The sequence below is a fragment of the Collinsella sp. AF29-7AC genome (assembly GCF_003475665.1).
Lineage (GTDB): Bacteria > Actinomycetota > Coriobacteriia > Coriobacteriales > Coriobacteriaceae > Collinsella.
In genome coordinates this window covers 1-12,685 of record NZ_QRQX01000022.1, presented here as the reverse complement: position 1 = coordinate 12,685, position 12,685 = coordinate 1, and the positions used below count along the sequence as shown (strand labels likewise).

At 58.9% G+C, this 12,685-nt stretch carries 10 protein-coding genes and 1 pseudogene; 9 read left to right on the top strand and 2 right to left on the bottom strand.

Features of this window, described 5'->3' with window-relative positions; genetic code table 11:
- Positions 1-46: 46 nt before the first annotated feature.
- Positions 47-1,108, bottom strand: a complete 1,062-nt coding sequence (galE, locus tag DWZ15_RS08900; RefSeq protein WP_117736891.1) for a UDP-glucose 4-epimerase GalE — start codon at positions 1,106-1,108, stop codon at positions 47-49.
- Positions 1,109-1,374: 266 nt separating this feature from the next.
- On the opposite strand from galE, the gene DWZ15_RS08895 reads away from it, so the two are divergent.
- Together DWZ15_RS08895 and DWZ15_RS08890 are read left to right on the top strand one after the other, a co-directional pair.
- Positions 1,375-2,580: a hypothetical protein gene (locus DWZ15_RS08895; RefSeq protein WP_118450547.1), complete on the top strand. Its 1,206-nt coding sequence runs from the start codon at positions 1,375-1,377 to the stop codon at positions 2,578-2,580.
- 477 nt (positions 2,581-3,057) lie between these two features.
- Positions 3,058-3,423, top strand: a complete 366-nt coding sequence (locus DWZ15_RS08890; RefSeq protein WP_118450545.1) for a hypothetical protein — start codon at positions 3,058-3,060, stop codon at positions 3,421-3,423.
- Between the two features lie 68 nt (positions 3,424-3,491).
- Here the strand turns inward: DWZ15_RS08890 and murB are convergent, their stop codons facing one another.
- Complete coding sequence (gene murB / locus DWZ15_RS08885; RefSeq protein ID WP_118450543.1) at positions 3,492-4,454, bottom strand: UDP-N-acetylmuramate dehydrogenase; 963 nt, start codon at positions 4,452-4,454, stop codon at positions 3,492-3,494.
- A 183-nt stretch (positions 4,455-4,637) separates the two neighbouring features.
- Here murB and DWZ15_RS08880 point away from each other — a divergent pair, with 183 nt between their 5' ends.
- The 7 genes and pseudogenes from DWZ15_RS08880 to DWZ15_RS08850 all read left to right on the top strand — a co-directional run.
- Positions 4,638-5,666, top strand: coding sequence for a LacI family DNA-binding transcriptional regulator (locus DWZ15_RS08880; RefSeq protein WP_089573627.1), 1,029 nt, complete (start codon positions 4,638-4,640; stop codon positions 5,664-5,666).
- A gap of 204 nt (positions 5,667-5,870) precedes the next feature.
- Positions 5,871-8,399 (top strand): phosphoketolase, encoded by a 2,529-nt coding sequence (locus DWZ15_RS08875; protein WP_118450541.1) that lies wholly within the window; start codon positions 5,871-5,873, stop codon positions 8,397-8,399.
- Between the two features lie 410 nt (positions 8,400-8,809).
- Positions 8,810-9,298, top strand: coding sequence for a hypothetical protein (locus DWZ15_RS08870; protein WP_118450539.1), 489 nt, complete (start codon positions 8,810-8,812; stop codon positions 9,296-9,298).
- A 38-nt stretch (positions 9,299-9,336) separates the two neighbouring features.
- Positions 9,337-10,104 (top strand): GntR family transcriptional regulator, encoded by a 768-nt coding sequence (locus DWZ15_RS08865; RefSeq protein ID WP_117736887.1) that lies wholly within the window; start codon positions 9,337-9,339, stop codon positions 10,102-10,104.
- Complete coding sequence (locus tag DWZ15_RS08860; protein WP_099432289.1) at positions 10,089-10,802, top strand: GntR family transcriptional regulator; 714 nt, start codon at positions 10,089-10,091, stop codon at positions 10,800-10,802. Before DWZ15_RS08865 ends, DWZ15_RS08860 begins: the two co-directional genes overlap by 16 nt.
- A gap of 193 nt (positions 10,803-10,995) precedes the next feature.
- The gene (locus tag DWZ15_RS08855) at positions 10,996-12,111 is read left to right on the top strand and encodes an SIS domain-containing protein (protein ID WP_118450537.1); all 1,116 of its coding nucleotides are present in this window, start codon (positions 10,996-10,998) and stop codon (positions 12,109-12,111) included.
- A 60-nt stretch (positions 12,112-12,171) separates the two neighbouring features.
- Positions 12,172-12,685 (top strand): annotated as a pseudogene (locus tag DWZ15_RS08850) (SIS domain-containing protein); the annotation flags it as partial.

Sequence of the window (12,685 nt, the reverse complement as noted above, 5' to 3'; positions counted from 1 at the left end):
GACCTCACAACGTGAGATCGGGGCAAGAACGGTATGTAGGTTTTTGCTACTCGGCGTCGGCGAAGCCGTTGGGGTTGTGGCTCTGCCAGTTCCAGCTATCGCGGCACATGTCCGCGATGTCGTACTGGGCCTTCCAGCCCATCATGCGCTCGGCCTTGGAGGCATCGCACCAGTTGGCAGCGATGTCGCCGGCGCGGCGCTCGCGGATCACGTAGGGCAGCTCCTTGCCACAAGCCTTGGAGAAGGCGGCGACGACCTCGAGTACCGAGGTGCCGGTACCGGTGCCCAGGTTAAAGATCTCGACGCCGGTCTTGCCGTTCATCCAGTTAAGGGCGGCAACGTGACCAGAGGCCAGATCGCACACGTGGATGTAGTCGCGCACGCCGGTGCCGTCGGGGGTGGGGTAGTCGTTGCCAAAGACCTGAACGGCCTCGAGCTTGCCCACGGCGACCTGGGCGACATAGGGCACCAGGTTGTTGGGGATGCCCTTGGGGTCCTCGCCGATCAGGCCCGACGGATGAGCGCCGATGGGGTTGAAGTAACGGAGCAGCACGACGTCCCACTCGGGGTCGGCGGTGTGGACGTCCATAAGGATCTGCTCGATCATCCACTTGGTCCAGCCATAGGGGTTGGTTGCGGGCTTCTTGGGGTCTTCCTCGGTGACGGGCGGGTTGTCCGGGTCGCCGTAGACGGTCGAGGAGCTCGAGAAGATGATGGACTTGCAGCCATGGTTGCGCATGACGTCGATGAGCACCAGGGTGTTCTCGATGTTGTTGTGGTAGTACTCGACGGGCTTGCTCACCGACTCGCCGACGGCCTTAAAGCCGGCAAAGTGGATGACACGGTCGATCTGATGGGTATCGAAGATCTTGTTCATCGCATCGCGGTCGAGCACGTTGGCCTTGTAGAAGGTGAGGTTCTTGGCGGCTTCGTCGCCCACGATGGTCTTGACGCGGTCGACGGCGACGGCGCTGGAGTTGGAGAGATCATCGACGATGACGACCTGGTAGCCACCCTCGAGCAGCTGAACAACGGTGTGCGAGCCGATAAAGCCGGCGCCACCGGTAACGAGGACGCAGGTGTCTTTGGGGTCGAGTGCTTTGGACATGTAGTCTCCTATCGAATCAGGAACACTTCTAGAGGGGAGTATAGCGCAGGCGGGGACGCCCAAATGGTGCACTGTAGGAAAAGCAGAGGATTATGTTAACGTACTCATATAAGAGCTTGCTCAATTGTTACCTCAAATTTGACAATTGCTTACGAGCCGCCGACCTTGTAGTTTCCTGCCGTTCGTGGAAATCGTTGGGACGCGCCATATGTACGCTAATATGTATGAGTTGAGCGACATATAAATAAGCATGTAACGGAGTACATATGTCACCAAACAGCGATTCCATCCTTTCCCAGGAGCTCTCGCGCCGCACTGCCCTTAAGGCCCTGTTCGGCGCCGCTTCTGCGGCAGTTCTTTTTGGCCTGCCCACTCGCGCCCATGCGGCGGAGGCTTCCAAAGAAACCACCGATAAATTGAATGCCGCCCAGGCCCAACTCGACGAGGTTCAGGCCCAGCTCGACAGCATCGCAAATGAGTATGCGGCGCTGGCCAACAAGAATGCCCAGACCCTCAACGACATCGAGAATGTCCAGGGCAAGATTGACGACACGCAGGCCCAGATCGATGAAAAGAAGGCCGAGCTCAAGAAGAAGCGCAACGACCTTTCCGATCGCGTGGCCGCCAGCTACAAGTCCGGCGGTACGAACATCCTGTCGCTGCTGCTGGCCTCTGGCTCGTTTGAGGAACTCGTCGCCAACGCGCATTACGTTGAGAAGATCAACAAGAGCGACCGCGATGCCATCGAGGATATCCAGACGATTCAGGCTGAGCTCGACGCACAGAAGACCGAGCTCGAATCACAAAAGGCCGACCTGGAGAAGCTCAAGGACCAGCAGACTGCTCAGATGCAGGACATGCAGGCCAAGCAGCAGGAGGTCCAGACAGTTCTGAACGGCCTCTCCGACGATGTCAAGGAACTCATGGCCCAGCGTGATTCCGAGATTCTCGCTGCCGCCCAGGCAGAGGAGGCTGCCAGGAAGGCTGCTACTGCCGCGGCTGCCGCAAACAAGAACAATTCCTACTCGGGTGGTTCAAGCTCGGGTGGCGGATCGTATGCGCCCGGAACTCCGCAACAGAATGCCGGCTCGGGCAAGCAGCAGGCCGTCGTCAACGCATGCTACTCCACCCCTTCGCCTGGCCTGAACTGGTGCGCCGCTTGGGTTACCAACGTATTCCGCAACGCCGGCGTGGGCTACTTTGGCGGCAACGCGTGCGACATGTTTAACGCCTGGTGCTACAGCTCCGATCGTTCGGCGCTGCAGGTGGGCATGATCGTGGCCGACTCGTCGCACAGTGGTACCGGTACGCCGGGCCTGCTGTACGGACACGTGGGCATCTATGTTGGTGGCGGCATCGTTATGAGCAACGAGGGCTCCATTACGTCTAAGTCGCTTGATTCGTTTATTAGCTTCTATGGTACTGGCTCTGGCGTGCGTTGGGGCTGGCTTGGCGGTATTGCGCTGTCGTAACGGCGGTTTGAAGTAAGTTGGTCCGTGGCTGCCCGGAAGGCATTAGGTTGCCTGCTCGGACAGTCCTGCTCGCACGGAGAGCACATTAAGTGCTCTCCGGCTCGTGCGGAACTCGCGATCAACCTAATGCCTTCCGGGCAGCCACGGACCTCTCGGATCCAATGCGTCACACACCGGACTGGTTGTCTGAATAAATATGGCGAAGGCCCCTTTCGGGGCCTTTTTTAAATGAATTTATCGACTCCGTGGACTTCGGTTTTGGAATTTGGAGCCGACGGCTCACCAAAGTGGAAAATGAAATATAACCTAGCTGCAATAATCGCCTTGTTGCGAACTCGAACTGATCATGTAGATTTAAAATAGCCGCAATTTGCAATTGTCGAGCGGTGCGTTGGGTTGGAGCTGCTGCGGGTCCTATATGGATTGCGGTCTTGCGCCCCGATGTCCAAATAGGTCTCTCTAGACGGGAAGTTGCTCATGGACACCATATATGACGGAGACGGCTGGGTCGATCATTATAGTTGGCGCCTGGTCGGCTCGGATGACAATGGGGATGTGGTGTTTGATGGACTATGTCCAAAGCATCTCCATCCTTTTGTCTCGTCGTTAATTGAGAGTTCCGCTCGTGTTGCCCCCTACAGCTCGGCGTCGCTTCATGATACGGACGTTTTGAAGACCATAAGGGAATCAATTGACGAGGGCACGATGAGCGGCCCGCTGTTTTCTCGGCTTGTGGGGCTAGATGAGATTGGCTCGAAACGGCTGCTTGCGGGCGAAAAAGTGGAACTCACTTATCGGTCGATGATTTCAATCCTGCGGCTAGCCGATGTTCTTCGCAAATAAATGATAACGGGACAAGTGAGCTAGATCACTTGTCTCGTTATTAATTAAAGTGGATCGCGGTGGGCAGGCTATAAAAATTCGCCGACTCGGTGGACTTCGGGTTCTAGGTCTACGTCGAATTGGTCTTTGACGGTTGCTTGGATGTGGCGGATGAGTTTGTCGACGTCGGCTGCGGTGGCGTGGTCGGCGTTGACGATGAAGCCGCAGTGCTTTTCGCTCACCTGCGCGCCGCCGATGGCGTGTCCTCGCAGGCCGGCGTCCATGATGAGCTTGCCGGCAAAGTAGCCCTCGGGGCGCTTGAAGGTGGAGCCGGCACTCGGCATGTCGAGCGGCTGCTTGTCCTCGCGGCGCTGGCGGTAGTCGTCCATGTCGGCCTTGATCATCGCGGCGTTGCCCGGGGCGAGATTGAAAGTGGCCGAAAGCACGACGAAACCGTCGTCGGCAATGCGGCTCTTGCGATAGCCCAGGTTGAGCTCATCGACATCGAACTCAATAATGCTGCCGCTACCGCGGGTGCCGTCGTCGAGCATGCGGGCGGGCTTGTAGACGCGCACGGACTCCAGCACATCGGCCATGCAAGCGCCGTATGCTCCGGCGTTCATGTAGCAGGCACCGCCGACCGATCCGGGAATGCCCGAGATGGGCTCCATGCCGGTAAGGCCGGCCTCGGCTGCCGCGGCTGCGACATCGGAAAGCAAGGCGCCGGCTGCCGCCGTGACGTGCGTGCCGTCGACCGTAATGTCGGAGAGGCCCTCGCCCAGCGCTACGACGACGCCGCGGATGCCCTTGTCGCCGACGAGCAAGTCGGAGCCGTTGCCCACGATGGTGAGTGGTAGATTGCAGCGATAGCAGGTATCGAGCGTGGCGACGAGGCCCTGCTCAGTATCGGGCGTGACAAAGACGTCGGCCGGACCGCCGATCTTAAACGTGGTGTGCTCGCGCATGGGCTCGCTCATCAGCACGTTGTCCTCGCCGGCAACGCCAGCGAGCGCGCACAGCAGGTCCTCGTTAAAAAAATCGTTCTCGTGCATACGAATATCCGCCTTTTGGTGGTCGTTGTCATCAATCGATTGCAATATACCCCACCCGGACGGATTTGGTGCGCTGGCGGCGATAAAACAGCCGTCCACCGGATTGGTAAAGTGTTTATCACCGAGGTAGAGGGGTAGTCGCTATACTTTCAAGAGATTGCGCGTAAACCCGGAAGGAGCGAGATGGCCAACAAAGTCACCCTCAAGCAGATCGCCCAGGAGGTGGGGCTTTCCCCCTCGTCGGTCTCGCTTGTTCTCAATAATCGGCCCTGTCGCATCTCGGAAGAAAACCGCAAGCTCATCAAAGAGGTCGCGGCGCGCAACCACTATGTTCCCAACCAGATTGCGCGCAGCCTGGTCATGCGCGAGTCGCGCACGCTGGGCCTTATCGTCCCTAACATCGAGAGCCGCTTTTTTGCCTCGCTCGCCGGTAGCCTGGAAAAGCGCTGCCGCGAGGACGGCTATGCGCTCTTCATTACCAGCTCGGGCGGAAGCGCCGATGACGATCTGGAGCTGCTGCGCCAGCTGGTGACGCGCGGCGTTGATGGCGTCTTCCTGGTGGTGGGTGACGAGTTCTCCGATGACCGCGCCCTGCGCGAAGAGGTCAGCCACCTGCCCATCCCGGCCGTAATGGTCGACCGTGCCATTGAGGGGCTCGAGTGCGACAAAGTGATGTTCGACCACGAGATGGGCGGCTATATGGCCACCCGCTATCTGATCGAGCAAGGTCATCGCCGCATCGCCTGTCTGGTTAATGCCCGCCGTTCCAATACGGGTCGCAAGCGACTTGCCGGCTATGAGCGCGCGCTGCGTGAGGTTGGCCTGCCGATCGACGCACGTTTGGAGTTTGAGAGCGAGTACTACATTCCGAGCGCATACGAGGCCTCGGAGGCGGTGCTCGCAACTGACGCCACTGCCGTGTTCGCAAGCTCGGATAACATTGCCCTCGGTTTGCTCAAGCGCTTGCACGAGATGGGGAAGAGCATCCCGGGCGATATCTCGGTGGTGAGCTATGACAACTCGGCGGCCGACGTTCTCTTTGAGCCGGCGCTGACCGCGATTGAGCAGGACCCTGGTGTCCTTGCGGAGCATGCTTTTGGCTGCATGTCCAAGCGTCTTGCCGGTAGGGGCGGCAGGCGTGCCGAAGAGGTCGTTCTGGAGCCGGAGCTTATCGTTAAGGACAGCGTGCTCGAGCTTACTAAACACAACTAAACACGTTTATCAATTTGCAGAGACCGAATGTGGAGCACCTGTGACGTGTAATGCCGCAGGTGAATGTCGCGTTTTGCTAATCGATGGGATTGATAGGGGTGGTAAAACGTTTTTTCACCATGATAAAACGTTTTAGCAAATATACTAGTCCCAACGAAAGGTTGCCGTATCGGAGGGTGACCACACAGCGAAGGGACATAAACAATGGCTAAAACACTGGGGACGCCGTGGCAAAAGCTGGGCCACGAGGTGCCGGCTTCCGAGCTCGAGGGCGTCGACCTGTATTGGCGCGCATCGAACTATCTGTCCGTCGGTCAGATCTACCTTCGCTCTAACCCGCTAATGCGCCCCGACTTTGTTGATGAGAAAACCGGTGAGGTGCGCGACTTCGGTCGTCCGGACGTTAAGCACCGCCTGGTTGGCCACTGGGGCACCACGCCCGGCATCAACTTCCTGTTCGGTCACGTCAATCGACTGATCGCCGACCACAACCAGAATGCTATCTTCTTGATGGGCCCTGGTCACGGTGGCCCCGCCGGTACTGCTCAGTCGCTGCTCGACGGCACCTACCGCGAGATTCGCCCCGACATCACCAATGACGAGGCCGGCCTGCAGAAGTTCTTCCGCCAGTTCTCCTATCCCGGCGGCATCCCGAGCCACTTTGCGCCCGAGACGCCCGGTTCCATCCACGAAGGCGGCGAGCTCGGCTACACGCTCAGCCACGCCTACGGCGCCGTTATGGACAACCCGAGCCTGCTGGCCGTGGCCGTGGTGGGCGATGGCGAGTCCGAGACCGGTCCGCTCGCGACCTCTTGGCAGTCCAACAAGCTCGTGAACCCGGCAACCGACGGCATCGTCCTGCCGATCCTGCACCTCAACGGCTACAAGATCGCCAACCCCACCATCCTCGCCCGCGTGTCCGATGAGGAGCTCACCAAGTTCTTTGAAGGCATGGGCTATAAGCCGCACTTCTTTGTCGCCGGCTTTGACGACGAGAGCCACGCAAGCATTCATGCGCGTTTCGCTGCCCTGTTTGAGCAGGTCTTCGATGAGATCTGTGACATCAAGGCAACTGCGCAGGCCCAGGCCGCCGCAGGCGAGACCGTGGTCCGCCCGGCCTACCCCATGATTGTGTTCCGCACGCCCAAGGGCTGGACCTGCCCCAAGCAGATCGACGGCAAGAAGACCGAGGACTCCTGGCGCGCGCATCAGGTGCCGCTGGCGAGTGCCAAGGACACCCACGAGCACTTCCGCGTGCTGCGCGAGTGGCTGCGTTCCTACAAGCCCGAGGAGCTCTTTACGCCCGAGGGCCAGGTGCGCCCCGAGGTGACGGCCTTTATGCCGACCGGCGAGCTGCGCATCGGCGCCAACCCCAACGCGAACGGCGGCAAGGTGCGTCGCGAGCTCGAGCTGCCCGATATTCATGCCCACGAGGTCCCCGTCGACACTAATGGTCATGGCTGGGGCTCCACCGAGGCCGCCCGCGTCTTTGGTGAGTACACTGCCGACGTTCTGGCCAAGAACATGGATGACTTCCGCATCTTCGGTCCCGACGAGACCGCGTCCAACCGCCTGCAGGCTGCCTACAAGGTGACCAAGAAGCAGTGGGACGCCGGCTTCTACGAGGACGAGGCCAACGACGAGCTGCTGGCAGGCTCCGGTAAGGTCATCGAGCAGCTGTCCGAGCACCAATGCGAGGGCTTCCTCGAGGCCTACGTGCTCACTGGCCGTTCCGGCGTGTGGAGCTCCTACGAGAGCTTTGTCCATGTGGTCGACTCCATGGTCAACCAGCACTGCAAGTGGCTCGAGGCTACCAAGCGCGAGATTCCGTGGCGTGCCCCCATCAGCGGCCTTAACATTTTGCTGTCGAGCCACGTCTGGCGTCAGGACCACAACGGCTTCTCGCACCAGGACCCCGGCTTTATCGACCTGCTGCTCAACAAGGCCAACGACACGCACATCGTAAACGCCTACTATCCGGCCGACGCCAACATGGCTCTCGCCGTGGCCGAGCGCGTCTACCAGTCCACTGACTGCGTCAACGCCATCTTCTGCGGCAAGCAGCCTGCTCCGACCTTCCAGACGGTCGACGAGGCCAAGGCGGAGCTCGCCGAGGGCGTTGCGACCTGGGAGTGGGCATCGACCGCCGATTCGCTCGCCGAGGCCGACGTCGTGGTCGCCACCTGCGGTGACGTGCCGACGCTCGAGGCTCTGGCTGCAACCGACATGCTGCGCGAGCTGGGCATCAAGGTATGGTTCGTCAACGTGGTCGATCTGCTCAAGATCCAGAACGTCTGCGAGAACGACCAGGCTCTCAGCGACGAGCGCTGGGCTGAGCTGTTCGGCTGCGGCGAGAAGCCCGTCCTCTTCGCGTTCCACGCCTATGCCGGCACGATTCGCCGCCTGATCTGGAACCGCCCCGGCCACGATGCCTTCCGCGTCCACGGCTACGAGGAGAAAGGCTCCACGACAACGCCGTTCGACATGCTGCGCCTGAACAACATGGACCGCTGGACACTGGCCGCCGACGTGCTGCGCATGGTCGACGCCGATAAGTTTGCCGAGCAGATTGATAAGTGGGAGGCATTCCGCACCGAGGCCTTTGAGTTCGCGTGCGATGAGGGCTACGACCACCCGGCCTTCACCGACTGGGTCTGGCCCGACGCCGCAGCCGCAACCGCTGCCGACGGCGCGCTCTCCGCAACGCAGATGACCGCGGGCGATAACGAATAGCATCCGGGACGGTCTCGCGCTGGGGCCGCCTCCGGGCGGGTGCCTTCCTCTGAGAAGTGGGCTTCGCGAACTTCTCAGAGGAAGGCACCCGCCCGGAGGCGGCCCTCTCGACCGTTTCAGTATGCGGGGGCTGATTCTTTTTATGTAATGGGGACTTTGCTGACGCTGCCCCAGAGACCGTGTATTTAACTTTGGTCAGTCAAGATTACATTGCCGGGGCCGGGGTGCCTGCCTTGTTTTGAGAAGTTCGCGGAGCCCACTTCTCAAAACAAAGCCGGCTCCCCGGCCCTCGTCCGTGAACTTTTCCGCTGGGCGAGCCATAGACGCCGCGCACCGATACGGTAAAGCGGCGGCTTGAAATTGGTGCTATATTCAGCTTGAGTTGTTTAATGCTAGTACGGGAGGCTGATATGGGGCTGTTCAAGAAGAAAAACCCGCAGGATGCCTTTGATCCCGATGTGTTTACCATCACGGATACGATTTTGGACCCGCCGCGGTTTACATTTTTGCCGGCTATCTATCAGGATGCCACGCGCCGCAAGTGGGCCGTGCATCAGCGCGGCGGCGAGCCGAAGATTTTTGACTATGCGGACGTGTTGCAGTGCGAAGTGGCCGAGACGGGCGATCCGGAGGCTGATGAAGCGGTCTCTAAACAGGAATTTGCCCAGCGTATTCTGGCAAATCCCGCTAAGGCGGCAAAAATGAACGCTGCCAAGCGTAATATGTGTCTTGGTATGGGCGTTGTTGTGGCGGTTCAGACGGGAAAAGACGAGGTTTCCAAATTGGAGATTCCCGTTATGACCGACGAAGTCAAACGCGATTCAAGCCTATATAAGTCGTATCGGAATGTCGCCGAGAAGATCAAGGCCGAATTTGATGCCATGGGAGGGCTGGTCTAATTTTGGCGGCATACGTTTCTGAATGAGGAGTCTGTGCAATGGCAGGCGAATCTTATGCAATTCCCCCTAAAGATCGTGCTGTTGAGGGAATTCTATGGTATATCCAGCACCATCAGCTTGCCGGCGGCGATCGCCTGCCGGCCGAGCGCGTGCTGTGCGAAGAGATCGGCGTTTCGCGTACGGCGTTGCGTGCCGGTATCACGCGGCTCATCTCGTGTGGAACGCTCGAGAGCCGTCGCGGATCGGGTACGTATGTGTGTCCTCCTAAGCCGCTGAACATCTTCCAGGAAACGTATAACTTTTCCGATGCCGTGCGGACTGCCGGCCTGCATCCCTCTTCTCGTCTGGTTTCCACCGAGACCATCGAGGCGGATAAGACGCTTGCCGACAAGCTTGGGGTGGCTATAGGCGCTCCTTTGCTCCGCATGCAGCGCGTTCGACTTATTGAGGGCGAGCCGGCGTCAATCGAGACGGCTCACGTTAACCTGTCCCTGTGCCCATCGCTTCCCGAGCACGATTTTGAGTGCGAGAGCCTTTACGATGTCTTGCTCAAAGAAGGTGGCGTGCGTGTTGAGCATGGACGTGAGCATATCTCCATCTCGCGTTTGAACGCCGAAGAGGCCGAGCTGCTCCAACAAGAAGAGGAAACGCCGGTGTTCTATGAGAGCACGATCGAATTTGATAAGGACATGCGTTTTGTGGAGCATTGCAAATCGGTGATTTTGCCCACAAAGTTCCGCTTTGCCGATAACGGCGAAAAGAACGGCATGAGGAGCGTGGCAGGTGAACAATGGCTGAAACAGTAGATGCCACCCCGGTTTATATGCGCATTCGACGCCGCATCGAGGAGCGTATCGAGCGCGGTATATATCCCACGGGTTCCATGATTCCGTCCGAAAAAGACCTCGCCGAGGAATTCGGTACGACACGCTTGACCATCCGAAGTGCCGTCGATGAGCTGGTTCGGCGTGGGCAGATTCGACGCGTCCGCGGAAAAGGCGCGTTTGTGGCACAGAAGGTGCCCGTTGCCTACGAGCGAACGGGAGGCTTTCGCGAATCGGTTCGTGCTTCGGGCGGCGAGCCGTCCGTCCGCATCCTCGCGCGTTCCAAGCGTTATGCGGGCCCATATTATGCCAACCTGTTTGGCATTGCCGAGGATGATTTGCTGTATTCGATTCGGCGTTTGAACTGCGTCAACGGCGATCCCGTATCGATTGAGACGGCGTTCATCCCGTGCCTGCTGTTCCCCACAATCGAAGATATTGACGTGTCGGTCTTCAGTTTGTACGAGACCTATGAGATGTTGGGCCGAAAGCCGGTCATGGCACAGGAAAAGCTCGATATCGAAGCGCTGGGCGCGCGAGATGCCGGCCTGCTTGGACTGGAGCAGGGCGATCTTGCCTTGACGCTGGAGTGCGTGAGCTTCGATGCGAGCGGCCAGGCGATCGAGTACGTCAAGTCGTTTAACCGCGGCGATGCGGGTGGATATACCTATACGTACTAGCTGGTTTTTTGCATAACGGGCTGAAAAGCTGACGGATTTTGATTCGTTGAGCAGACTACATATGCAACCTTACATGGCTCAAAATCGACCGTTCGCCGATGGGGATAAATTAATCGACAAAGAGGTATCAAAAAGCCGTAACCTGTAACTGTGATTGGTATCAAATACTAATGATTTGTTACGAGGTGAGACGATGAAGATGCTCGATTACGTTCAGCTCGCCCATGTGCGTATGGGAGCGAACCTCGAGCGTTCGTCTGAGCTGGTAGCGCAGCTCGTTGATATTTTCCAGTCCGGTTCTTTTGATGCACTGCGCATCGTTGCTTCGGGTTCGTCGCGCCATGCCGCCGATTGCGCCCGCGATTACCTGCAAGATGCGCTGCAGATGCAGGTGTCCGTTGTGACGCCCGAGGCCTTCGTCGATTTTGAACACACCTATCCGCAGCATGCGCTCAACATCGCCGTCTCGCAGAGCGGCTATTCGACCAATACGATTGCGGCGCTCGATTACATGCGTGCACACGATATGGCTGCAGTTGCGCTCACGGCAAACGTCGAGGCACCCATCAAGGAACACGCTGACATCGTTCTTGACTACGGTGTGGGTGTCGAGTCGGTGGACTTTGTGACTCTGGGCGTCGAGGTTCTCGTTGAGTACCTGGTGCTCTTTGGTATTTACGGCGGTCAGGCGCGCGGAACGATTGACGCCAAGGGCGTTGCTCAGCGTCTTGATGACCTGCGCGAGGCTATCCAGGCTAATGCCGTGATGTGCAAGACCGCCGAGGCATATGTCCAAGATCACATGCTCGAGCTTTCTGAGCACATGCCCGCCATGGTCGTCGGCAACGGCCCCAACTATGGTGTTGCCGAGGAGGCAGCGCTCAAGCTGAGCGAGACCATCAAGATTCCTGCCATGCATCACGAAGGCGAGGAGTTCGTCCACGGTCCCGAGATGCAGATCGTTCCGGGCTATCTGGTGTTTATCGTCGACGATCCGCAGGGGTCGGAGCGTCTTGCGAATATCGCCGATGCGCTATCGAACGTTACGGCAAAAACGGTGCTGCTCACGGCCCATCCCAAGGGTAGGGCTCACGAGGTTGCGGTGCCTCAGGTGGCTCCGCTGCTCAGCGCAATTCCCAATCTTGTGTTCTTCCAGACGATTGCGGCCATGATTGCCGAGCGTCTGAAGTCATGGAACGTGCACCCGTATCTCGATACCGTCTCCAAGCAAATGGAGGTCAAGGCAGAGGGCTACGAAGAGTCAGTCAATGCGCTTAAGGCCAAAGCGGCTGAGTGTTACGGAATGTAAGCGGGTTTTGATGCCCGTTGGCATGGGGGATGTGGAAACAACCCCAGAAAGGAGAGACAAATGAAGGAAACCGAGAAGATCGAGATCATGCATTTCGACCAGGAGGGCTATCTCGAGGACGGCAAGGCGCTCTACGAGACCGGCAAGAAGATGACCGCGCTCGCCGACAAGGTCGCCGACGAGGGCTACGACGCCGTGTTCCTGATGGGCGTCGGCGGCACCTGGGACGAGCTCATGCAGCTCGAGTACCTCATGAACAAGTTCGGCGACCGCGACCTCGAGGTCTACCTGATCCACGCCGCCGAGTGGAACGTCATGGGCCACAAGCGCATGACCGAGAAGTCCGTCGTGCTCACCGCCTCCGAGTCCGGAACCACCCCCGAGGTCCTCGAGGCCGTCAAGAAGATGAAGGGCATGGGCGTGCGCGTCTACGCCATGACCAAGCCCGAGGGCCCCATCGGCCAGGCTGTCGGCGCCGAGAACTGCGTCGCCATGGCTTCTGACCATGGTTCGGGCGGCTGCGAGAAGGGCTACTACCTCGCCGACTGCTTCGGCCTGCGCCTGCTCAACCGCC

What these genes read in the sequence shown, in the direction of transcription:
- murB (WP_118450543.1), bottom strand. Translation starts at nt 4,454, where the DNA reads ATGCACGAGAACGATTTTTTTAACGAGGACCTGCTGTGCGCGCTCGCT.
- DWZ15_RS08890 (WP_118450545.1), top strand. Translation starts at nt 3,058, where the DNA reads ATGGACACCATATATGACGGAGACGGCTGGGTCGATCATTATAGTTGG.
- DWZ15_RS08870 (WP_118450539.1), top strand. Translation starts at nt 8,810, where the DNA reads ATGGGGCTGTTCAAGAAGAAAAACCCGCAGGATGCCTTTGATCCCGAT.
- DWZ15_RS08875 (WP_118450541.1), top strand. Translation starts at nt 5,871, where the DNA reads ATGGCTAAAACACTGGGGACGCCGTGGCAAAAGCTGGGCCACGAGGTG.
- DWZ15_RS08855 (WP_118450537.1), top strand. Translation starts at nt 10,996, where the DNA reads ATGAAGATGCTCGATTACGTTCAGCTCGCCCATGTGCGTATGGGAGCG.
- DWZ15_RS08895 (WP_118450547.1), top strand. Translation starts at nt 1,375, where the DNA reads ATGTCACCAAACAGCGATTCCATCCTTTCCCAGGAGCTCTCGCGCCGC.
- DWZ15_RS08865 (WP_117736887.1), top strand. Translation starts at nt 9,337, where the DNA reads ATGGCAGGCGAATCTTATGCAATTCCCCCTAAAGATCGTGCTGTTGAG.
- DWZ15_RS08860 (WP_099432289.1), top strand. Translation starts at nt 10,089, where the DNA reads ATGGCTGAAACAGTAGATGCCACCCCGGTTTATATGCGCATTCGACGC.
- DWZ15_RS08880 (WP_089573627.1), top strand. Translation starts at nt 4,638, where the DNA reads ATGGCCAACAAAGTCACCCTCAAGCAGATCGCCCAGGAGGTGGGGCTT.
- galE (WP_117736891.1), bottom strand. Translation starts at nt 1,108, where the DNA reads ATGTCCAAAGCACTCGACCCCAAAGACACCTGCGTCCTCGTTACCGGT.